Origin of the sequence: Roseateles sp. (genome assembly GCF_049240545.1) — a bacterium.
GTDB lineage: Bacteria > Pseudomonadota > Gammaproteobacteria > Burkholderiales > Burkholderiaceae_C > Paucibacter_A.
In genome coordinates, this window is record NZ_JBMLSK010000217.1 from 62790 (window position 1) to 84429 (window position 21640).

The window sequence follows — 21640 nt, forward strand, 5'->3', positions numbered from 1 at the left end:
GCTGTCAATGCGTGCGGATGGACCCGGGCACGATACGCGCCGTCTTGAACTGCGCCAACAAAGCCTGACCCAACGGGTCCTTGATGACGATTTGCTCGAGCGATCGCTGCCGCGATTGCGCCTGCGCCAAATCGCGCAATGCAGGCGAGTCCTGTGCCACGCCGGCCTCCATTTCAATCAAAACTGGGCGCTGCAAAAGGGCGACCAAGGCCGCCTGCAACTTGTCCCGCAGGGCGGGTTGGCGCAGCGATTCACGCTCAACGCGCAAGCGCCAAAGCCAAGTCTCACCTTGCTCTTCAAAGCCCACGCATTCTGAACGCACCGCTAACTCACGGGTCAGCGCGGTCAAGCCCAGAGGTTTGACTTGCTCGGCCCAGCGCTCACCCAAGGCCGTGGGAATCAAGGGAACATCTTCACCCGCTGTTGAAGCATAGGCCTGACGCTCAGCAGTTGATCCGCCCTGCGATGAATCATCGGCCTCGGCCTCACCCTCGTCATAGGCCATGGCGCTCGAGGTCGCCATGTCATCGTCATCGGGCGGAGGCATGTCCAGCCAAGGCGGCACCTCATCACAGGCCGACTGACGCGGGGCATCCGCGTCGGCTTTGGCTGACAGCTCGGGCTCGATCGCACGCGGCCGCAGCCGCGCACTGAAGTCTGCGCTGGGCACAGCGCGCCCCACAGCAGGCCGTGCTGGCTGTGCACTCATTTCGGCGGGAGCGGCCACAGGATCTGATCCAACAACTTCGGCCTGCGCTTGGGCGATAGGCTCAACGATAGGCGCTGGGGCTATCTCGCCCACGACCTGTCCCGCTGCGTCAGTCTCTACGTCAGCCTCTACACCGGCGTCTGCAACAAGCGCAGGTGCCGAAGCTTCGGAAACAGAGGGGGCCGGCGGTGTCCGTGAAGGCGCAATGGCCGCCACCTGCTGTGACGGTAGCGGCGCGGGTACGGTCGCCACGGCAGCCTGCGGGCGTAGCAAAGGAGCACTCACTTGTGCAGCTTGCGCGGATGGCGCAGCTGACCTCACCGATGCAACCGGCGCTGCACTCACACCCCCCGAGGGGCTGCCCGCCAATTTGACACCCGACCTAGCCATCTGACTTGAGTTACCGCCTGAGCCCTTCACCCCACTCGGGCGAAAGCTCAACATGCGCAAAAGTACCATCAGCAGGCCTGCATATTCATCCGGCGCCAAGGCCAACTCTTGCCGGCCATGCAAGGCCATGCTGTACATCAGCTGAATCTCATCAGCCGGCAATAACGCTGCCAAACGCTCAGCCTCAGCGGTATCTGGATCCTGCTCATCCAAGGCCCCTGGCGCAGCCTGAGCCACCGCCATCTGCTGCAGCAAGCCTGCCAGATCTTCCAAGGTGCCGGCTGCCGAGAGGCCCAAGCTACGCAAGCCATCGGCCTGCGCCACCACATCGGCACCATTGGCAGCGATCAAGGCATCCAGAATCGCCACGACATGGCCGCGATCCACGCTGCCCAACATCTGGCGAACCCCCTCTTCCACCAGGGATCCGGCACCAAAGGCAATCGCTTGGTCGGTCAAAGACAGGGCATCGCGCATGGAGCCTCGAGCCGAGCGCGACAACAAACGCAAGGCCCCAGGGTCGGCCGGCACGTTTTCTGCCTCCAGGACCTGGCGCAAATGGCTCAGCACCGTCTGCGGCGCCATCGGGCGAAGATTGAATTGCAAACAACGAGACAGCACCGTGACTGGCACTTTCTGCGGATCGGTGGTGGCGAGCACGAATTTCAAATAGTCCGGCGGCTCCTCCAAGGTCTTCAGCATCGCGTTGAAGGCGGTGTTGGAAAGCATGTGCACTTCGTCGATCATGTAGACCTTGAAGCGCCCCATCACCGGCTTGTAGACCGCCTGATCCAGCAACTGAGAAATCTCTTCAACCCCGCGATTAGAGGCCGCGTCCAGCTCGATGTAATCGACGAATCGGCCTGCATCGATATCGCGGCAGGCATCACAAACGCCGCAAGGCTTTGCGGTGATGCCGCCTTGCCCATCCGCCCCGGTGCAGTTCAGGCTCTTGGCAAGAATCCGCGAGACCGTGGTCTTGCCCACGCCCCGCGTGCCGGTAAACAGATAGGCGTGATGCAGCCGCTGCTGCGTCAGCGCATTGGCCAGCGCCTGCACCACATGCTCCTGACCCACCAACTCCTCAAAGCTGTGGGGACGATACTTGCGCGCGAGAACCTGGTAACTCATGGCGCAGGATTCTACGGGGGCCGACTCCACCTCTTTGGCAAGACCAGTCGAACGAAGGCAAAGAAAGGTTTGAATGCGCTCGGCGGAATATGGCCGCGGTCTGACCGATAATCCCGCCCCATGAGCACGCATGACGCCCCCTCCTCCCCCGACACCCTCAGCTACAGCCAAGCCGGTGTCAATTACGACCTGATCGACCCACTGAAGATCAGCGCGCAACGCGCCGCCGCCGCAACCGGCGCCCACCTCGGAGGCCACGGCTTCAGCGAGGTGCTGGCTTCGCGCGGCGAATCGGCCTACGTAGTCGATGTAGGGCCGTTCTACATTGCCTCCATCGTTGAGTGCCTGGGCACCAAGACTCTGGTAGCTGACGAGATGTACAAGCTGACCGGCAAGAGCTATTACGCCGGCATCGCCCAAGACACCATCGCCATGGCGATCAACGACTTGATCACTGTCGGCGCCACGCCGCTGGTCGTGCAGGCCTACTGGGCCGCTGGCGGCTCGGACTGGTTCGGCGACAAACTGCGCGCCCAAAGCTTGGTGGAGGGCTGGAAGAAGGCTTGCGACACCTGCCAAGTGGCCTGGGGCGGCGGCGAAACACCCGCGCTGGCCGGCATCGTCGAGGCCGATCGCATCGACCTCGCCGCTTCTTGCACCGGCTTGATCAACCCCAAAGAGCGACTTTCGGTCGGCGACAAGCTCGGCGCCGGCGACGCCATCGTCTTGCTGGCCTCGAGTGGCATCCATGCCAACGGCCTGAGCTTGGCACGCAAACTGGTCGAGCGACTGCCAAATGGCTATCTCACCGAGATCGAACCCGGGCTTAGCTATGGCGATGCCTTGCTTGCCCCAACCGTGCTGTATTCCCCAGTCACCGAAGCCTTGTTCAAGGCCGGCATCACGCCCCACTACTGCGCCAACATCACCGGCCACGGCTGGCGCAAACTGCTGCGCCACCCAGGTCAATTCACCTACCGCATTCACAGCGTGCCGCCGGTGACACCCGTTCTGCGCTTTATGCAAGAGCAGGCCAAGCAAGATGACCGCGAGGCCTACTCGACGCTGAATATGGGCGCCGGCTTCGCCATCTTCGTCAAGGCCGAAGACGCAGCGCGCACCGTGGAAGTAGCCCAGGCCTGCGGCATCGATGCCATCGTGGCCGGCCACCTCGAAGACGGCCCCAAGCAATTGCTGATTGAACCGCTGAACATTAGATTCAGTGATGATGACTTGCAACTGCGCTGATACGAAGTTAGCCCCCCCTCAGCAAGGCACCCATTGGGTGCCTTTTTCATGCGCAATAAGCGGGTCGCCCACAGAGAGCAACGCGCTATCGCTTACAATGCTCGCTGACGGGCCTCCTCGCATGGAAGCGCGGCCAACCGGGTCAGGTCGGGAACGAAGCAGCCCTAACCGTTGTGACCAGTGCCGGGGCAAGGCTCGTCAACCCCATCTCCTTGGCCCACAGGGCCCATTGCCGACGCGGCAGGCATTCTTGAATGCCACTCCTTCTCAAGCCCCCCCGTCTCCCTCGTCGCGCAAAGGCGAAGGTGCCACGTTCAAGCATTCGACTTCGGAGTGCGGCTCAGCCAGATTCTGAGCGTGCCATACCTCTGCTCGAACAAGCCGCGAACCCATGGCGTTAGGCCAAGGCAAAGCAGCAACGACGCGAGCCAAGAGCGTTGAAATGATCCCGCCGGTTCAAAGTCGTCAGGAGGTAGCGCCACACTGCCGCAGCATACCCATATCGGAACACGCGAACTCGGCGCCTGATGTGCCATGAGTTCACAACACACGACAGAACCAACACTGCGCCAGCAATGAAAAAAGCACCGAGTGCTTTCGCATTCGGTGCTTGATCCATTCTTAATTTTGGTGGGCCCTGAGTGACTCGAACACTCGACCTACGGATTAAGAGTCCGCTGCTCTACCAACTGAGCTAAGAGCCCTCGCTTTGCAAACTTATCGAATCAACTTCGAATCAGTTAACTTGCAAGCCTCACATTATAGCACATATTTGCTGTAATTTCTGGTGGGTCGTGCGGGACTCGAACCTGCGACCTACGGATTAAAAGTCCGCTGCTCTACCAACTGAGCTAACGACCCCTACCAGTGAAGCCAACTATTGTAATACGACTTTTTTGTTTCGCGCAATAGCCTTTTGGTCATCCTCGAAAATAATCTTCAATAACTCGGCTGCAGCGGCCATACCAAAGCTTGCGGTGACCGCCACACTAGAACCATAGCCATGGCAATTCAAGCTGCCATCGACTTCGCAGGACTGACCTTCCGACGCAACTGGGCGATGCACCGGTTCGCGAGAGTAAACGCAGGTGACTCCAATCTTGCCCTGTCGCCTAGACCCATACTGCTTGCGCAAACGCTGTCGAAGTGAGGCCAGCAAAGGATCGTGCGTAATCTCAGCCAAATCTCCGAGCTCCATCAGATGGGGCATTCGCTTGCCGCCGGCTGCGCCAACACTGACAAAAGGCAAGCGCCTCTCCAGAGCCCACGCTGCCAGACAAGCCTTGGCGCGCACCTGATCGCAAGCATCGATCAGCCCATTCAAGCGGCCTTCACCACCCGCCAGCAAAGCGGGCCAGTTTTGCTCATCCACAAACTCTTCAATCACCGTGACCTTGCAGCTCGGATGAATGTCTCGTATCCGCAAACGCAAGGCTTCGACCTTGGACATCCCGAGGGTAGAACTCAGGGCCTGCACTTGGCGATTGATGTTGGACTCAGCCACCTGGTCCAGATCAATCAAAGTCAGAGCGGCAACACCACTGCGGGCGAGTGCCTCCACCACCCAGGAACCAACCCCGCCCAAGCCCACGACCGCCACATGCGCTTGGCGCAAGGCTTGGTAACTTGCATCACCATACAAGCGACGTAAACCGCCAAAACGACGCTCTTCATCTGCCGCCATCACATCTTCAGCAAGGCTCATATCCGGCATTCCCACTGATTCAATCTCGGTTCTTTGCCGCTACGCCGCAAAAGCTGGTCGTTGTTCTTCATGGCAGGATTGTAGAAAGCAAAGCAGGCGTCCCTGCGGGCAAGAAAAAGGCCCCGCGAACGGGGCCAAACTCATCACGACTCAAAGCATTGAGGCTCGATCACTCACTTCAGCGAGCTCAAACGTTCCTTGCTTGCCTGTGCCGCCTCGGTGCCTGGGTATGCCTTGATCAAGTCTTCCAAGCTGCGCCTGGCTGACTTGATGTCCTTCAGCTCAATCTGGCAATTGGCCAAAGCGAGCAAGGCTTCGCTGGCACGCGGGTGCTCCGGGTTGGCGGCAATGAATGACTTGAAGGTTGCTATCGCATCCTTGTAGTCACGCTTGCCATACTGCGCATTGCCCAACCAAAAACGAACCGAATCGACATACCCGCTGGCGGGAAAGCGCCGCAGAAAGCTGTTCAAGGTATTGACAGCTTCTGCGAAATCACCCCGGCGAACCAAACCTATCGCGGCGTCGTACTGACGCTTCTCTTCGGGTCCGACTTGGAACTCTTTGCCATCAAGCGCCACCTTTTGGGGTTCAAGCGGCTTCAGGCGAGAGTCCAAGGCCTGGGCTTGGTCGTTCAATTTGCGTTGCGTTTCTGACAATTCACGGGCCAGTTGTTCGTTCTGGCCGCGCAACTTAGCGATCTCACCACGCAAGGTGTCGATTTGCGAATTCAGATCCAGCATGCTGCGGCGCAAAGGCCCGAGCTGATCTTGCACCAGGGTCGACAATTGCTCGACACGCTGTCTCTGGGCATCCTCGGACTGCTGAAGCCGAGCGCGCAAATCCAAGATGGCCTTGCGTGCCTCGGCATCATCGAACAAGGCTGCTTGGGCTGGCGCAACCGCCAGCCATGTCGCAAGAGCCAGCAAAGCGAAGCTCGGGCGACGCTGCAGCAAGTTCATCTCACTTGTCCTTCAGCTCGACGCGACGATTCTTGGCCCAAGCGGCCTCATCGCTGCCTTGAGCGGCAGGCTTTTCCTTGCCAAAACTCACAGGCTCGATTTGAGCAGCGCCAACACCCATCAAGCTCAAAGACTTAGCCACCGCTTCGGCACGCTTTTGGCCCAGAGCCAAGTTGTACTCGCGGCCACCACGTTCGTCGGTATGGCCTTCCAAGCTCAGCGCCAACTTGCGGTCGTTGTTCAATCGTTTGGCATGCGCCTCGATCAGGCCGCGGTAGTCGTCCTTGACTGCATAGCTGTCAAAGTCAAACAGCACTACACGCTGGTTGGCCACGGCCGCCGTCAGCTGCGCGCCCAAATCAACCGTCGCCACCTTGGACTCGGCCATCGGTGCTGTGCTGGCTGAACTGTTAGCAGCCGATGTAGGAGGCGCCACCGGACGGGTTTCAACCGGGGCGGGTTCATCCAGCTTGACGGTCGATCCACAACCTGCCAAAACAGCAGCAGCCAACAAACTCAGGGCGTAACGGGTCATCTTCATGGGTTTCTCTCCTTCGAAAAAATCAAACCCTCACGCCGAGTACGACCTACAAAACATCGTCTCTGCGCGAAGTGCAAGGCATTGTGCTACAGGATCCAAGCTGAGCCCGGCGCACCGGCCAAACCCCTAACAGGGCGCGGCTGATTGCACCGGGCTTGCATCAGCGACCGAACGGTCCCCAAGTCGGCTCGCGCACATCGACCAGCGTGGAAATCAGCTTGGCCTTGATGCGGCCATCAAGCGTGGTCGTCATCAAAACATCTCGACCGCCGGCTCGACTGGCATAAACCAACAGGCGGCCATTCGGGGCAAAACTGGGGCTCTCATCATCGCTGCCATCGCTGATTTGCTGAACAGTGCCACTGGCCAGATCCATCACACAGAGTCGGAAGGTGCCGCCATTCAGACGAGTGATAAAGGCCATCGTCCGTCCGTCCGGGCTGATGGCCGGGCTGATGTTGTATCCGCCGTTGAAGGTCAAGCGCTCGGCCGCCCCACCGGAAACAGACATGCGATAAATCTGCGGGCTGCCTCCACGGTCACTGACGAAATAAATCGAACGGCCATCGGGCGAGAAGACAGATTCGGTATCGATGGCCGGGCTCTGGGTCAGGCGGCGCAAGCCACTGCCATCCCGATTGATGATGAACAACTGCGAGCCGCCATCGCGAGACAGCGTTAGACACAGTTGCTGGCCATCGGGCGAAAACGCCGGGGCGCTGTTGGTGCCGCGGAAATCCGCCAAGGCGCGCCGTTTACCGGTCGAGACGTCTTGAATCCAGACCACCGCCTTGCGCGTCTCAAACGACACATAGGCCACGTCACGCCCATTGGGTGACCAGACGGGCGAGATGATCGGGTCTGGACTGGCCAGTGCGACTTGCCCCCCCTCCCCGTCGGCATCAGTAATTCGCAGGCTGTAACGGCCACCCGCTTTGGTGACGTAGGCCATGCGTGTGGCAAACACACCCGGCTCACCCGTCAGCTTTTGATAGATGGTGTCGGCAATACGGTGAGCAGCCAAACGCACATCATCGGGCGCCACTGCATGCGCTTCGCCCCCCAAATCCTGGCCCTTGACCACATCCCAAAGCTTGTAGCGCAAGTCGATCCGGCCGTCCGCCAAGCGTGAGGCTGAGCCGGCAGCCAGCGCGTCTGCGTTTCGACCCCGCCAATCGCTCCAAGCGGGGGCACTGCCCTCGAACATTCCAGACTGCGGCGCATCAATGATCCGAAACTTGCCGCTGCGCTCCAGATCCGCGCGGATGATGGCCGACACCGCCTGACCTGCGCGGGATTCATCACGAAACTCTGGCAGCGCAATCGGCAGCAGCGTGCCACCAATGCCGGAAATTTCCACCCGAAACTGAGCCTGAGCGGATGCATTCAAAAAGCCCAGCCCAGTCAATCCGCCGGCCGCAGCTGCGGCGCGCAGCAAGATCGAACGACGCTGTACCGCAGGGCTGCCCTCGGCGAGGCCTTCAAACGAATCCAACTGAAGAAGATTTGTGTACTGTGCGGTCATGAATATCGCAGTCAAAGCACCCTGGGGTGCGGCTTCAAACGAATCTGCATTCTGCCTGAGCCCTCATCGGCTTCGGCGCGAAGCGGGTGACAGGATGTAGCGCTTTGGTGCTCTTTTCGTTTTCCCAAAAAACGCTGAGGCGCGCTTGCGGACACAGAATCGGGATGCCAAGCCTAGAGCAAAACAATATCGTAATGCTCGGTTTGATTCGCCGGCTCGGCCGTCAAGGAGATGGGCTTGCCAATGAAATCAGACAAGCCTGCCAAATGTTGGCTCTCCTCATCCAAGAGCATCTCCACCACATTGGCGGCAGCAACAATACGGAATTCTTTGGGGGAAAACTGGCGGGCCTCGCGCAAGATCTCGCGCATGATGTCGTAGCAGACGGTGCGCGCCGTCTTCACATGAGCGCGTCCCTCACAGGTCGGACAAGGCTCACACAGCATTCGCGACAGAGACTCACGTGTGCGCTTGCGTGTCATCTCCACCAAGCCCAGTTGAGTGAAGCCCCCCAAGGTGACCTTGGTTCGATCCCGACTGAGTTGCTTTCGGAACTCGGTCAAGACTGCTGATTTGTGCTCCTCGCGCGTCATATCGATGAAGTCGACGATGATGATGCCGCCCAGATTGCGCAGCCGCAGCTGGCGCGCAATCGCGCCGGCGGCTTCAAGATTGGTCTTGAAAATGGTGTCGTCAAAATTGCGTGCGCCCACGAAACCGCCGGTATTCACATCCACCGTGGTCATCGCTTCCGTCTGGTCAAAAATCAGATAGCCACCCGACTTGAGATCCACCCGTCGTGCCAGCGCACGGTTCAACTCAGCATCAATGTTGTTGAGATCAAAGATCGGCCGCTCGCCTCGGTAGTGCTCCAGCTTGGCGGTCGCCGCAGGCATGAACTTTTCGCCGAAACTGTGCAAGACATCAAATTGCAGCTTGGAATCGATGCGAATCGAGCCGGTACGCTCGCTGACCAAATCGCGCAGCACTCGCTCGACCAAGCTCAGGTCTTGGTGCAGCAAGGTGCCCGGCGGTGAGCTTGAACCTTTTTCGCGGATGGCGGCCCAGGCTTTGCGCAAATAGGCGATGTCAGAGGCCAACTCATCATCGCTTGCATCTTCCGCATTGGTGCGCAGGATGAAGCCTCCGCCACCGCCTTGATCGGCCGTGCCCACCAAAGCTTGCATGCGGCTGCGCAACTGCTCTCGGGCCTCGGGCGAGCCAATCTTCTGTGAGATGCCGATGTGCTCATCTTGGGGCAAAAACACCAACATGCGCCCGGCGATGCTGATCTGCGTCGACAAGCGTGCGCCCTTGGTACCAATGGGGTCCTTGATGACTTGCACCGTCAAAGCCTGCCCCTCAAAGACCAGGCGCTCGATCGGAGTGGCCACGCCCCCTTCCGCATGCGTGCTTCGCACATGCGCTGGCGCACCATTCACATGCAGATCGGCCACATGCAAAAAAGCAGCGCGCTCCAGACCAATGTCGATAAAGGCCGACTGCATGCCAGGCAGTACCCGGGCCACTTTGCCCGAATAAACATTGCCGACCAGGCCACGCTCCAAGGTGCGTTCGACATGCAACTCCTGCACGGCGCCGTTCTCCACCACGGCCACGCGCGTCTCCTGCGGAGACCAGTTGATCAAAACATCTTCCATATCGCTAACCTCGAATGCTGACGCATGCGGGCTGCGATGCCGGCAGGCGTCAAAACACGAACAGGCGCATCAGGATCAAAACACGACGTCCCAACGCTGCAAGAGCTGCGCTGTCTCATACAACGGCAGGCCCATGATGCCTGAATAGCTGCCCTCGATGCGAGAAATCCACGCCGCCGCTTGACTCTGGATCGCGTAAGCACCTGCCTTGCCAAAAGGTTCGCCGCTGGCGATATAGCGCCGAATCTGTTCCTCGGGCACTTCTATGAAGTCCACCTCGGACACATTCAAGGCTGAGGTATGGCGCTCGCCCAGGCCGATCGCCACGGCCGTGATCACGCGGTGGCTGCGGCCGGACAAAAGGCTCAGCGTCTGAAACGCATCGTCTGCATCTTGCGGCTTGCCCAGAATCCGCTGATCGATCGCGACCGTCGTGTCCGAGCACAGCACCGGCGCTGGCGCCAAGCCACGCGTCTTCAGCCGTTTCAGCGCCGCCTCCAGCTTGGCCTCGGTCACCCGAGCGACGTAGTGCTCAGGCGACTCCCCCGCAATCTCGGCTTCCAGGCTCTCGGCATCCTCATCAGGGCCCGGCAAAAGCAATTCATACGCCACGCCCAACTGCTCCAGCAATTGACGGCGACGCGGGCTTTGCGAGGCAAGATAAATGAAGTTGACGCTCATGGGGCAGATGCAACTATTCGCGGTGATAGGGGTGCCCCGTCATCACCGTCCACGCGCGGTAAAGGCCTTCGGCCAGCAAGACACGCGCGAAGGCGTGAGGGAGGGTCAGGTCGGAGAGGCGCAGCGTCTCGTCGGCGCTGGCTTTCAAGGAAGTAGCCAGACCGTCCGGCCCGCCGATGATCAAGGCCACATCGCGGCCATCGCCCATCCACAGCTTCATGCGCTCGGCCAATTGCATGCTGGTGCGGCGCTCGCCGCGCTCGTCCAAGATGACGCGCCGCACACCGCGCGGCAAGGCCGCCTCGATGCGCAGCGCTTCGGCGGCCATCAATTGCTCGGCCGTTTTGCTGCCGCGAGTTTCGGCCTTCACGGCCTTAAGCTCGAGACGCATCTCAGGCGGAAACCGTTTGGCGAAATCCTCATAAGCCGCATCAGCCCAGGCCGGCTGACGCTGGCCCACGGCGACCAAATACAAACGCATGAAAAAGCTTCAGCGAGGATCAGCGAGCGGCCTTCTTGGCCACAACCTTCTTGGCCGCCACTTTCTTGGCCGCAGCCGTCTTCGCTGGGGCCTTGGCGGCAGTCGTCTTTGCGGCTGGCTTGGCCGCAGACTTGGTCGGCGCCTTCTTGACGCCCACGGTCTTGGTCGCAACTTTCTTGGCGGTCACCTTCTTCGCGGCAGGCTTGACCAAGCCCACTTTGAGGGTTTGAGTGGCGGGGGTCTTGTGATCCACCTCGCGCGAGCTGGCGCTCTTCTTGGCGACAACCTTTTTAGCGGCCGTCTTCTTGGCCGCAGGCTTGGCTTCGGCTTCCTTGGCCGCGACCTTCTTGCTCACGCCGGGCTTGCCGGGCAGCGAAGGCTTCACAGCTTTCTTGGCGGGCTTCTTGGTGGGCGCTTCGTCCTCGTCTTCATCCGAGGCCTTGACCAGCTTGGTCTTGCCGTCGCCCAGCGCCATCTTCACCGGCTTGCCGCCCCAGATTTCTTCCAGATGGTAGTAGTCGCGAATGGCGGGTTGCATCACATGCACCACGGCGGCGCCGCAGTCGACGATGATCCATTCGCCGTTTTCTTCGCCCTCGCAGCGCAGCACATCCATGCCGCGCTCTTTGACCGCTACGCGCACGCTGGAAGCCAGCGCCTTGGTCTGCCGATTGCTGGTGCCCGAGGCAATGATCACGCGCTCAAACAGCGGTGACAGATGCTCGGTATTGAAGACCACGATGTTCTGGGCCTTCACATCTTCCAAACCATCGACGATGGCGCGTTGCAGCTTACGAATGTCCATTCAGTACCTACTCACTGTAAAGACGGTGCTGGGCAATATACCCCGCGACCGCGTCGCCCACCAAGGGGCTGATGTCCTGAGCGCGCGAAGCCAGTTCGCGCACTTGGGTGGATGAAACCTGCATCGCCGGCATCGCCAGTTTCAGCATTTTGTTGGGCTCGGCTTGAAGGATTTCTAGTACTTCGGCCGATCCCTGAACTTCTTGACCCGCACGTGCGGCCACGGCGAGCGTTACCAGGCCGAGCAGCTCACGCCACTCACGCCAGGTGTGAAAGCGCTCGAACTGGTCCTGCCCGATCACCAAAAACAATTGCTCGCCAGGATGAGCGGCCAAGCGCTGGCGCACCGTGTCGATGGTGTAGCTGGCGCCGTCACGCTCCAACTCGCTGTCGTCCACCTGGAAGCGCGGTTCAGCCGCCACCATCAACTCGACCATGGCGCGCCGATGCTGCGGCGACGCCAGGCCTCGGCCGGTCTTCTGCCAAGGACGGCCGGCCGGCAGCCAAAGCAGCCGGTCCAGACTCAATTGTTCCAGGGCGCAACGCGCCAGGCTCAGATGGCCCAGATGCACCGGATCAAAACTTCCGCCAAACAGGCCGGTGCGGCCCGCCCCGCAGAGGTTTACAGCCATAGATGCGTCGCCGCCTCATGTGCCCAGTCGCGCGGGCGCAGGAAGTCACTGTACAGCTTGGCTTCCAGGCTGCCCTCTTCCGGCGCCCATTGATAGCGCCATTTCACGATGGGCGGCATGGACATCAATATGGCCTCGGTGCGCCCGCCCGACTGCAAACCAAACAAGGTGCCACGGTCAAAGACCAGATTGAATTCGACGTAACGTCCGCGTCGGTAAGCTTGGAAGTCACGCTCGCGCTCGGTGTAGGCCAAGCCATGGCGGCGCTCAACAATGGGCAGGTAGGCGGGCACAAAGGCATCGCCCACCGAGCGCAGCATGGCGAAAGCGGCTTCGAACCCGCCCTCGGCATAGTCGTCGAAGAAGATGCCGCCGATGCCGCGCGGCTCATCCCGGTGCTTCAGATAGAAATACTCATCACACCAGGGCTTGAAGCGGCCGTACAGGTCTTCGCCGTGCGGCTGCAAGGCCGCCTCGCAGGTGCGGTGGAAGTGCTGGGCGTCGCGCTCAAAGCCGTAGTACGGCGTCAGGTCCATACCGCCGCCAAACCAGACCACCGGATCGGCATCGGCCGGGAAGGCGGCAAACATGCGCACATTCATATGCACCGTCGGCACAAAGGGGTTGTGCGGATGAATCACCAGCGACACGCCCATGGCTTCAAACGGCGCGCCGGCCAACTCGGGCCGGTGCTGAGTGGCCGAGGGAGGCAAGACCCGACCCCGCACATGCGAGAAGTTGACGCCGCCGCGCTCGAACACCGCCCCGCCTTCGATCAGGCGCGAGAGGCCGTCGCCCTCCAAGCGGCTGCCGGGTTCGCGAGTCCAACCGTCGCTGATGAATTCGCCGCCATCGGCTTCTTGCAAGGCGGTCACGATGCGGGACTGCAAATCAAGCAGGTACTCACGCACCCGCTGGGTGTTCATCGTCATGATTTCATCCTTATCGGACTGGCCAGCGCCGGATTGAAGCCGTGTTCCGCGCTGAAGGTCTGGGCCATCAGCGCCATATCCGCGGCCGGGTCACCTCCAAGCTGCACAAACTGCCGCAGGCAAATGGTTTTGTTGGGGTAGTCCAAATACGCCAGGCCGGCCGGCACCTGCGCTTGCAACGCCACCTGATAAGCGCCGGAGCGCCAAGCCGGCGCCAAGGAACGCGTGCCCTCGGGTGCCATCGCCAGCCAATACATCTGGTCACGCGTCTGAGCGGCCTGCATGTCTTGCACCGTGTCGCGCACCAAGCCTTGGGGGCTGTCACGGCGCACCGCCACACCGCCGAGCCAGCGCACCCAGGCGCCGAACAGCGGCAGTTGGAACAAGCTGTCCTTGGCCCAAAAGCGCAGCTGCAAACCCAAGGCACACTTGGCCAGAATGCCGACCACGAAATCCCAGTTCGAGGTGTGCGGATAAACCAGGATCACGCCCTGTTTTCCGGGCAGGCCGTCAAACTCCAAGCGCCAACCGGCCAGACGCAGCAGACGCCGCGCCCAGACGCTGCCTTGTAAGCGCAGCTGCTGCGGGCGTTCGGCCGCCGCGAACACTCGCGGCTGGGGCAGCAGGTCGCGTCCGCTCAACGTTTCACCGCGCGGTGTCCGATGTCCTGGCGGTACTGCTTGCCTTCGAACTGGATATTGACCAGCGACTCATAAGCGAGTTGCTGCGCCTTGCGCACCGACTCACCCAAGGCGGCCACGCACAAGACACGTCCACCCGAGGTGCGCAGCTGCCCGTCCACTTCAGCGGTACCGGCATGGAAAACCATATGGTCTTCGGCATCGGCCGGCAGACCAGTGATCGCATCACCCTTGCGCGGAGACAGCGGATAGCCGCCGGCCGCCATCACCACGCCCAAGGCGACGCGACGATCCCACTGCAACTCGACCTGATCCAGCGTGCCATCGGTAGCGTGCAGCAGCACTTCCAGCAGATCGCTCTTCAGCCGCATCATGATGGGCTGCGTCTCCGGGTCACCCATGCGGGTGTTGAACTCCACGGTGCGGGGCTGGCCCTGCGCATCGATCATCAGGCCGGCGTAGAGGAAACCGGTGAAGGGAATGCCGTCGCGCGCCATGCCCTGGATGGTGGGCATGATGATTTCGTGCATGGCTTTGGCGTGTACATTGGGCGTGACCACCGGTGCCGGCGAGTAAGCGCCCATGCCTCCGGTGTTGGGGCCTTCGTCGCCGTCGAGCAGGCGCTTGTGGTCCTGGCTGGTGGCCAGCGAGACCACGTTCTTGCCGTCGCACAAAACGATGAAGCTGGCTTCTTCGCCTTGCAGGAACTGCTCAATCACCACTCGCGCGCCACCTTCGTTGTGCACCACGCCGAGCTTGTTGTCCTCCAGAATCCAGTCGATCGCCTCATGCGCCTCGGCCAGGGTCATGGCCACGACCACGCCCTTGCCTGCGGCCAGGCCGTCGGCCTTGATAACGATGGGCGCACCTTGCGCGTCCACATAGGCATGCGCCGCAGCCACATCGCTGAAGACCTCATAGGCCGCAGTCGGGATGGCATGGCGCTTCATGAAGTCCTTGGCAAAGGCCTTGGACGACTCCAGCTGCGCGGCCGCCTTGGTGGGGCCAAAAATGCGCAGGCCGCGCGCGCGGAACTCATCCACCACGCCAGCGGCGAGGTAAGCCTCGGGGCCAACCACGGTCAGCGCGATCTTTTGTTCCACCGCGAAGTCGGCCAAGGCCTTCACATCGGTGATGGGCACGTTCTTCAGTCGCGAATCGCGTGCCGTGCCACCATTGCCCGGAGCCACAAACACCTGGCTGACGCGCGCGCCCTGTGCCAACTTCCAGGCCAGCGCGTGCTCTCGCCCGCCGTTACCAAGCACCAATACCTTCATTCGAGGACCTTACTTTCTGAGGTTTTGCTGGACAGGCCGCAGCCCACCCTTATTCGCTGATGCTGGCGTTGCTGTAGACCTCTTGGACATCGTCCAGGTCTTCCAGCATATCGAGCAGTTTTTGCATGCGCACGCCTTCGTCGCCGCTGAGCTCGATGGTGTTTTCGGCGCGCATCGTGACCTCGGCAGCGTCGGCCTTCAGGCCCGCTGCTTCCAGGGCATTGCGCACCGCTTCAAAGTCGGCCGGCGCGGTCAGCACCTCGATGGCGCCGTCGTCATCGGTGATGACGTCTTCGGCGCCGGCTTCCAGCGCTATTTCCATGATCTTGTCCTCATCGCTGCCGGGCGCGAACACCAGCTGGCCGCAATGCTTGAACTGGAAGGCCACCGCGCCTTCGGTGCCCATATTGCCGCCACACTTGCTGAAGGCATGGCGCACCTCGGCCACGGTGCGGACCTTGTTGTCGGTCATGGTGTCAATGATGACGGCGGCTCCGCCGATGCCGTAACCCTCATAACGAATTTCTTCATAGACCAAGCCGTCAATATTGCCCGAGGCCTTGTCGATGTTGTACTTGATGCGGTCGGCCGGCATATTCGCGCCCTTGGCCTTGTCCACCGCCAAGCGCAGGCGCGGGTTGTCCTTGATGTCCGGGCCGCCCTGGCGGGCCGCCACGGTGATTTCACGAATGATGCGCGTCCAGATCTTGCCGCGCTTTTCGTCTTGCCGGCCCTTGCGATGCTGAATATTGGCCCATTTGGAATGACCCGCCATATGGCTCTTGCTCCTGCTGAACCCGCGCGTTCGCGAGCCCCATTTAGTTAGATAGACTGCGATTTTAGTTCCGACATCACATCGCTTCGCGATATGAGTCTTCTCTGAAGCGCAATACGCTTTAATTCCGACACCACATCGCTTAGCGGTATGAGTCTTCTTTGAAGCAAAACCGCATTAACTGTGAGCCCTGGAGCCCCCATGTCCGACCCGATTCTGCTGGCCCGCCATGACACCACCGAATGCCTTTTGCTGCCCGCATTGGCCAATCGGCATGGCCTGATCACCGGCGCCACCGGCACCGGCAAGACCATCAGCCTGCAAAAACTGGCCGAGAGTTTCAGCAGCATCGGTGTGCCCGTCTTCATGGCCGATGTGAAGGGTGACCTGACCGGCATTTCACAGACCGGCAAGCCCTCCGAGAAACTGCTCGCCGCCTTGAAGGACCGCGGCATCGAGGCCCCAGCGCCCCTCGCGTGCCCGACCACACTGTGGGACGTCTTTGGTGAACAAGGCCACCCAGTGCGCGCCACCGTCTCCGATATGGGACCGCTGCTCTTGGCCCGCATGCTGGCTTTGAACGAAACCCAGCAGGGCGTGCTGCAAATGGTCTTCAAGATTGCCGACGACGCCGGCCTCTTGCTGCTGGACCTGAAAGACTTGCGCGCCATGCTGCAGCATGTGGGTGACAACGCGGCGCAGTTCACCACCCAATACGGCAATGTCTCGGCCGCCAGCGTCGGCGCGATCCAGCGCGGCCTGCTGCAGATCGAAGCCCAAGGCGGCGACAAATTCTTCGGCGAGCCCATGCTGAACATCGCCGACTTCATGCAAACCGAGGCCGGCCAAGGGGTCATCAATGTGCTGGCCGCGGACAAGCTGATGAACGCGCCGCGCCTCTACGCCACCTTCTTGCTGTGGATGTTGTCCGAGCTGTTCGAGACCCTGCCCGAGGTGGGCGACCTCGAAAAGCCCAAGCTGGTGTTCTTCTTCGATGAGGCCCACCTGCTTTTCAAGGACGCGCCGGCGGCCCTGGTCGAGCGCATTGAGTTGGTGGTCCGCCTGGTGCGCTCCAAGGGCGTGGGCGTCTATTTCGTGACGCAAAACCCGCTGGACATTCCCGACGCGGTGCTGGGTCAGTTGGGCAACCGGGTGCAACATGCGCTGCGGGCCTTCACCCCGCGTGACCAGAAAGCGGTCAAGGCGGCCGCCGAGACCATGCGAGCCAAGCCGGGCCTGGACATCAGCGCGGCCATCACCGAACTGGCGGTGGGCGAAGCCTTGGTCAGCCTGCTGGATGAAAAAGGCCGCCCCAGCGTGACCGAACGCGTTTTCGTGCTGCCACCCGGCAGCCAGATTGGGCCCATCAATGCCGAACAGCGCCAAGCCTTGATCAAAAGCTCATTGGTCGCTGGAGTCTACGAGGCAATTGTCGACCGCGAATCTGCCTTCGAGAAACTCAAGGGTGGCCCTGAGGGTGTACCAAGCGACAAGCAACAAGCGCCCGCCGGAGCCGGCGCCGGCGCTGAGGGTGGCGAAGGCGGCATATTGGACGGACTGAAAGACATCTTGTTCGGCAGCACCGGCCCGCGCGGCGGTCACCAACCCGGCTTGGCTGAAGCTGCAGCCAAATCGGCCATGCGCACCATGGGTTCGACGCTGGGCCGCGAGATCGTGCGAGGCGTACTGGGCAGCCTGCTGGGAGGTGGGGCCCGCCGGAAACGCTGAGCACCCCAAGCTCTGCGTGCCAGACAAACGGCGGCGGACCAGAGACGCTTCAAGCCGGAAGCCAGGCATGGCGCCCCTTCTCCAGTGGCGCCGCGATTCCGGATTTTCGCGCCAGTAGCGAGCCCCCTGTCGCACCTGGCTCGCCTAAGCGCCTGACATCGCACATCATGAGCACTCGAGTGCGGATGACAGCTCAGATCAACCCGATCCGGTCCGCCCCCCACGCCTTTCCGCCTTGCCCAGTGCCATGCTGCCCATCACCGAAGTCAACAAGAACCAGTTCCGCCATTGGGCGCAAGCAGCCAAAAGGCAGCTGGGCATCGTGCTCATCATCACCCTGGTGTTCACGCTCTTTCAGCTGCTGATGTTTCGGCAGCCCTGGAAGATCGTCTTGCTCTACACCTTTTGCGTCAGCGCCTCTTGCTCTTTCACGATTCAGTTGCTGAGCCGGGCGGCCACTGCATGGCGCAACCGCCTTCGCTCGGCCAGCGAAGCGCCATCGGACTGGCCGGGCTGGCCCTTGATGGTTGTGTGCTTGGTGCTAGGGACCTTTCTTGGCGCATCGATCGGCAATGAAATGGGCAATGCGGTGAGCGGCCATCGAAATCCGAGCCTGCATTCCGGGAACTTGCGCAACTTGCTCAGCATCTTGTTTATTTCCTTGATCCCTGGTGTGGCCGTCACATTCTTCTTCATTGGACGCTCCCGCGTCGCAGCAGCCCATGCCTTGGCTCTGACGGCACAGCGTGCGGCCGCCGAGAATCAGCTGCGCTTGCTTCAGTCCCAGCTGGAGCCACATATGTTGTTCAACACCTTGGCCAATCTGCGAGTGCTGATCGGCATGGATCCGGCTCGCGCCCAGCACATGCTGGACCAGTTGATTGCGTTCCTGCGCGCCACCTTGAGCGCCTCGCGCGTCGAAAGCCACCCCTTGCGCGACGAGTTCGAGCGCCTGCGCGACTATCTGGCGCTGATGCAAATCCGCATGGGCCAGCGGCTGCGCCCCAACTTGGACCTGCCGGCCGAATTGGCCGAGTTCCCGATTGCGCCGCTGCTGCTGCAGCCACTGGTGGAGAACGCCATCAAACATGGCCTGGAGCCCGCCATTGACGGCGGCGAGCTCAGTGTCAGCGCCCAGCGCCTTGGTCAGTATCTGCAACTCGACGTCTTGGACAGTGGTGTCGGCATCAGCTCGGAAGCAAGCCAGAACACGCGCACGCCCGGCGACAGTCGCGCCGGCGCCAACGAAGGCACCCACTTTGGCCTGCACCAGGTGCGCGAGCGCTTGGCCACGCAATACGGCTCACAGGCCAGCTTGAGCATCACCCAAGCGCCACAAGGCGGCACGCTGGCGCGCATCCTCATTCCGATTCAGAACCCATGAAGCACACCGCCCTGATCGCCGAAGACGAGGCCTTGTTGGCCGAAAACCTGCGCCAAGAGTTGACGCGCCTGTGGCCTGAGCTAGAGATCGTGACCATGGCTGCGCATGGCCAGGCCGCCGTCGATGCAGCCCTGCAGAGGCGCCCCGATGTGTGCTTCTTGGACATCCGCATGCCCGGCATGACCGGCTTGGAAGCCGCTGCCGCCATGGCGGAAGACTGGCCGGCCGATCGGCCCTTCCCCTTGCTGGTCTTTGTCACCGCCTATGACCAATACGCGGTGCAAGCGTTTGAGCGCTCGGCCATTGACTATGTGCTCAAGCCCGTCCAGCCCGAGCGCTTGGCACAGACCTGCGAGCGTTTGAAAAAGGCCCTGTCTTTGCGCCAGCCCACGGAACAGGCCAAGGCAGCAGGGCAACAAGTCGCTGAGCCTGCTTCTTTGGAGTTGGCCATGCAACAGCTGCGTCAACTGCTGGGCAGCGCCCTCAGCGAGCCGTGCGCCACCGCTAGCGCCGTAATGCCCCCCCGACCTGCGCCACTGCGCCTGCTGCAAGTCGGCTTGGGCAATACCATCCATATGGTGCCGGTGGATGAGGTCTTGTACTTCGAGGCGGCGGACAAATACGTACGGGTGCTGACCGCCGGCAAGGAGCACCTGGTGCGCATCTCGCTGCGCGAGTTGCTGCCGCAGCTGGACACGCAGCGCTTTTGGCAGGTGCATCGCAGCGTCATCGTGCGCTCGGACGCCATCGACCGCGTGGTCCGAGATGAGTACGGCAAGGTGACTTTGCACCTGCACGGCAGCCCCGACCGCATCGCCGTCAGCCGCTTGTACGCGCCCTTGTTCAAGGGCCTGTAAACAAATGCGGGCGAGCCAGGTCTGGGAAGACTGGGCTCATTGAATCGAGCTCTTGCGCAGGCAAGACGACCGCCGAATCCATTGGCTTTCAAAAAACTCCCTCCTCTTGCGACCCTAGACCACCTCTGGCGCCGAAAACTAACGGCTCGTCGCATCGGCCTGTAGCCTGAGCCGCCCCCTGAACAGAATGGCTTTACCGAACAAATGGCCCGCAGCTTGCGGCGCTATCGGTTTCATACCCGCCTTCATTTCAGGAACACCCATGACGACGCCAACTCCAAGCCATCCCTTCATTTCCGCAAAAACCGCCCGTCGACCTGCGGCTCATCTAGGACTCGGACTGCTCTTGGCCGGCGCATGCGCCGCCACGGCCCATGCGCAAGGCTTTGACGCCGTCCGCCTGTATGGCGCCAAGATTGCCGAGGACGGCGCAACGATAGGTATCGGGGCCGTCTACGCACCCAAATACATGGGAGCCAAGGACTACCACGTCCAAGGTTTTCCCTTGATCGACTATCGCTGGGCGAATGGCTTTTTCGCTGGCAGCGGCAATGGCATTGGCTACAACTTCGCGAAGTCCGGGCCGGCGACCTACGGTCTGCGCTTGACTGCCGATTTGGGCCGCAAAGAGTCGCTAGATGCTCGACTGCGCGGCATGGGCGATGTGGACATCCGCCCCGAAGCCGGCGCCTTTTTCAACTATGCCTTGGCCGAAGGCTTAGAGGCCACGCACTCGCTGCGCTACGGCTCCGGGCAGGCAAAGAAGGGCCTGGTGGCCGACTTTGGCATCAGCTACACGAGGCCAGTGGCTCCGCGCTTCTTGCTGGGCGTCGGCGTTGGCGCCAGCGTGGTCAACGCTGAACATATGCAGAGTTACTTCGGCGTCAACACACAACAGTCGCAGAAGAGCGGCTGGGCGTTCTACAGCCCCAAGGCGGGACTCCGAGATGCGCGCATCAACCTCTTGCTCAGCTACGCCCTCTCGGAGCGCAGCGGCTTTTCCTTGGGCGTGAGTGCCAACCAGCTCGGCAGCGAGGCCAAGGCCAGCCCCCTGACCCAAAAGTCAAGAAGCCTCAGCGCCTTCGGCGGCTTCAGCTATTTACTTTGATCCGCTTCAAAACCCCAGCTTCCATTGAAAAGGACACCCGAATGAACACAAGCAAACAACGTCGCCTGCTATGCGCCACGGCCTTGGCCCTGCTGCCCTTGGGCCTCTTGGGCTGCGGCGGCACCAGCGAGGACGGCAACACCGTCTATGTGGACGGCCTCAACATCAAGAGCACCCTCAGCAAGGCCGGCATCTACAACGTCGAGATCACCGGCTCGAACAATGACGTCACCATCAGCTCTGGCAACAAAGTTGGCAGCCTAGACATCACCGGCATCAATCACGATGTTCGGATTCAGGCCGGCGTCGAAGTGGACCGAATCGACATCTCCGGCACAGGCAATACCCTGCATGTGCCGCGCGGATTCAAATCCAAGATCAATCGCTCGGGTAGCAACAATGTGGTGAAGGAGGGAGGCTGAAGCCCGGCGGACGGCCCTCAGAGGCAGTTGGCGGCGAGCGTCATTC

The 21640-nt window shown here is 61.2% G+C and carries 20 protein-coding genes, 2 tRNA genes and 1 other RNA gene; 7 read left to right on the top strand and 16 right to left on the bottom strand.

Annotated features, from left to right (window positions below; genetic code table 11):
* Positions 1-4: 4 nt before the first annotated feature.
* Entirely contained in the window at positions 5-2230 is a 2226-nt protein-coding gene (gene dnaX, locus ACOVRJ_RS14605; protein ID WP_422044572.1) for a DNA polymerase III subunit gamma/tau, read from the bottom strand.
* A 120-nt stretch (positions 2231-2350) separates the two neighbouring features.
* Between dnaX and ACOVRJ_RS14610 the strand changes: the two genes are divergently transcribed.
* On the top strand, positions 2351-3478 hold the full coding sequence (locus tag ACOVRJ_RS14610) for an AIR synthase related protein (protein ID WP_422044573.1): 1128 nt from the start codon (positions 2351-2353) through the stop codon (positions 3476-3478).
* Between the two features lie 106 nt (positions 3479-3584).
* Positions 3585-3681: signal recognition particle sRNA small type (ffs, locus tag ACOVRJ_RS14615), an RNA gene on the top strand.
* A 425-nt stretch (positions 3682-4106) separates the two neighbouring features.
* Here ffs and ACOVRJ_RS14620 read toward each other — a convergent pair.
* From ACOVRJ_RS14620 to ACOVRJ_RS14690, 15 genes are all read right to left on the bottom strand, one after another.
* A tRNA-Lys gene (locus ACOVRJ_RS14620) sits at positions 4107-4182 on the bottom strand.
* A gap of 81 nt (positions 4183-4263) precedes the next feature.
* Positions 4264-4339, bottom strand: a tRNA-Lys gene (locus ACOVRJ_RS14625).
* Positions 4340-4355: 16 nt separating this feature from the next.
* Positions 4356-5183, bottom strand: coding sequence for a tRNA threonylcarbamoyladenosine dehydratase (locus ACOVRJ_RS14630; protein ID WP_422044574.1), 828 nt, complete (start codon positions 5181-5183; stop codon positions 4356-4358).
* Positions 5184-5356: 173 nt separating this feature from the next.
* Complete coding sequence (ybgF, locus tag ACOVRJ_RS14635; RefSeq protein WP_422044575.1) at positions 5357-6145, bottom strand: tol-pal system protein YbgF; 789 nt, start codon at positions 6143-6145, stop codon at positions 5357-5359.
* A gap of 1 nt (position 6146) precedes the next feature.
* Positions 6147-6686, bottom strand: coding sequence for a peptidoglycan-associated lipoprotein Pal (pal, locus tag ACOVRJ_RS14640; protein ID WP_422044576.1), 540 nt, complete (start codon positions 6684-6686; stop codon positions 6147-6149).
* A 160-nt stretch (positions 6687-6846) separates the two neighbouring features.
* Entirely contained in the window at positions 6847-8211 is a 1365-nt protein-coding gene (tolB, locus tag ACOVRJ_RS14645; RefSeq protein ID WP_422044577.1) for a Tol-Pal system beta propeller repeat protein TolB, read from the bottom strand.
* Between the two features lie 173 nt (positions 8212-8384).
* Positions 8385-9872 carry a ribonuclease G gene (gene rng / locus ACOVRJ_RS14650; protein ID WP_422044578.1) on the bottom strand — a complete coding sequence of 496 codons (1488 nt, stop codon included), beginning with the start codon at positions 9870-9872 and terminating at the stop codon, positions 8385-8387.
* 75 nt (positions 9873-9947) lie between these two features.
* The gene (locus tag ACOVRJ_RS14655; RefSeq protein WP_422044579.1) at positions 9948-10553 is read right to left on the bottom strand and encodes a Maf family protein; all 606 of its coding nucleotides are present in this window, start codon (positions 10551-10553) and stop codon (positions 9948-9950) included.
* Positions 10554-10566: 13 nt separating this feature from the next.
* Positions 10567-11034, bottom strand: coding sequence for a 23S rRNA (pseudouridine(1915)-N(3))-methyltransferase RlmH (gene rlmH / locus ACOVRJ_RS14660; RefSeq protein ID WP_422044580.1), 468 nt, complete (start codon positions 11032-11034; stop codon positions 10567-10569).
* 19 nt (positions 11035-11053) lie between these two features.
* Positions 11054-11839: a ribosome silencing factor gene (rsfS, locus tag ACOVRJ_RS14665; protein ID WP_422044581.1), complete on the bottom strand. Its 786-nt coding sequence runs from the start codon at positions 11837-11839 to the stop codon at positions 11054-11056.
* A 7-nt stretch (positions 11840-11846) separates the two neighbouring features.
* A complete protein-coding gene (gene nadD, locus ACOVRJ_RS14670) occupies positions 11847-12470 on the bottom strand; it encodes a nicotinate-nucleotide adenylyltransferase (protein ID WP_422044582.1) in 624 nt (207 codons plus the stop codon).
* Positions 12461-13396, bottom strand: a complete 936-nt coding sequence (gene hemF, locus ACOVRJ_RS14675) for an oxygen-dependent coproporphyrinogen oxidase (RefSeq protein ID WP_422044666.1) — start codon at positions 13394-13396, stop codon at positions 12461-12463. The genes nadD and hemF overlap by 10 nt, the downstream gene beginning before the upstream one ends.
* Before the next feature lie 2 nt (positions 13397-13398).
* Positions 13399-14043: a 1-acyl-sn-glycerol-3-phosphate acyltransferase gene (locus tag ACOVRJ_RS14680; RefSeq protein WP_422044583.1), complete on the bottom strand. Its 645-nt coding sequence runs from the start codon at positions 14041-14043 to the stop codon at positions 13399-13401.
* Positions 14040-15320 carry a phosphoribosylamine--glycine ligase gene (purD, locus tag ACOVRJ_RS14685; protein ID WP_422044584.1) on the bottom strand — a complete coding sequence of 427 codons (1281 nt, stop codon included), beginning with the start codon at positions 15318-15320 and terminating at the stop codon, positions 14040-14042. The genes ACOVRJ_RS14680 and purD overlap by 4 nt, the downstream gene beginning before the upstream one ends.
* A gap of 49 nt (positions 15321-15369) precedes the next feature.
* Entirely contained in the window at positions 15370-16095 is a 726-nt protein-coding gene (locus tag ACOVRJ_RS14690; RefSeq protein WP_422044585.1) for a YebC/PmpR family DNA-binding transcriptional regulator, read from the bottom strand.
* 201 nt (positions 16096-16296) lie between these two features.
* On the opposite strand from ACOVRJ_RS14690, the gene ACOVRJ_RS14695 reads away from it, so the two are divergent.
* From ACOVRJ_RS14695 to ACOVRJ_RS14715, 5 genes are all read left to right on the top strand, one after another.
* Positions 16297-17823, top strand: coding sequence for a helicase HerA-like domain-containing protein (locus tag ACOVRJ_RS14695; protein WP_422044586.1), 1527 nt, complete (start codon positions 16297-16299; stop codon positions 17821-17823).
* A 235-nt stretch (positions 17824-18058) separates the two neighbouring features.
* Positions 18059-19207, top strand: a complete 1149-nt coding sequence (locus ACOVRJ_RS14700) for a sensor histidine kinase (RefSeq protein ID WP_422044587.1) — start codon at positions 18059-18061, stop codon at positions 19205-19207.
* Positions 19204-20064: a LytR/AlgR family response regulator transcription factor gene (locus ACOVRJ_RS14705; protein ID WP_422044588.1), complete on the top strand. Its 861-nt coding sequence runs from the start codon at positions 19204-19206 to the stop codon at positions 20062-20064. The genes ACOVRJ_RS14700 and ACOVRJ_RS14705 overlap by 4 nt, the downstream gene beginning before the upstream one ends.
* Before the next feature lie 262 nt (positions 20065-20326).
* Positions 20327-21172 (top strand): MipA/OmpV family protein, encoded by an 846-nt coding sequence (locus ACOVRJ_RS14710; RefSeq protein ID WP_422044589.1) that lies wholly within the window; start codon positions 20327-20329, stop codon positions 21170-21172.
* A 41-nt stretch (positions 21173-21213) separates the two neighbouring features.
* Positions 21214-21594 (top strand): hypothetical protein, encoded by a 381-nt coding sequence (locus ACOVRJ_RS14715; RefSeq protein WP_422044590.1) that lies wholly within the window; start codon positions 21214-21216, stop codon positions 21592-21594.
* Positions 21595-21640 lie beyond the last annotated feature (46 nt).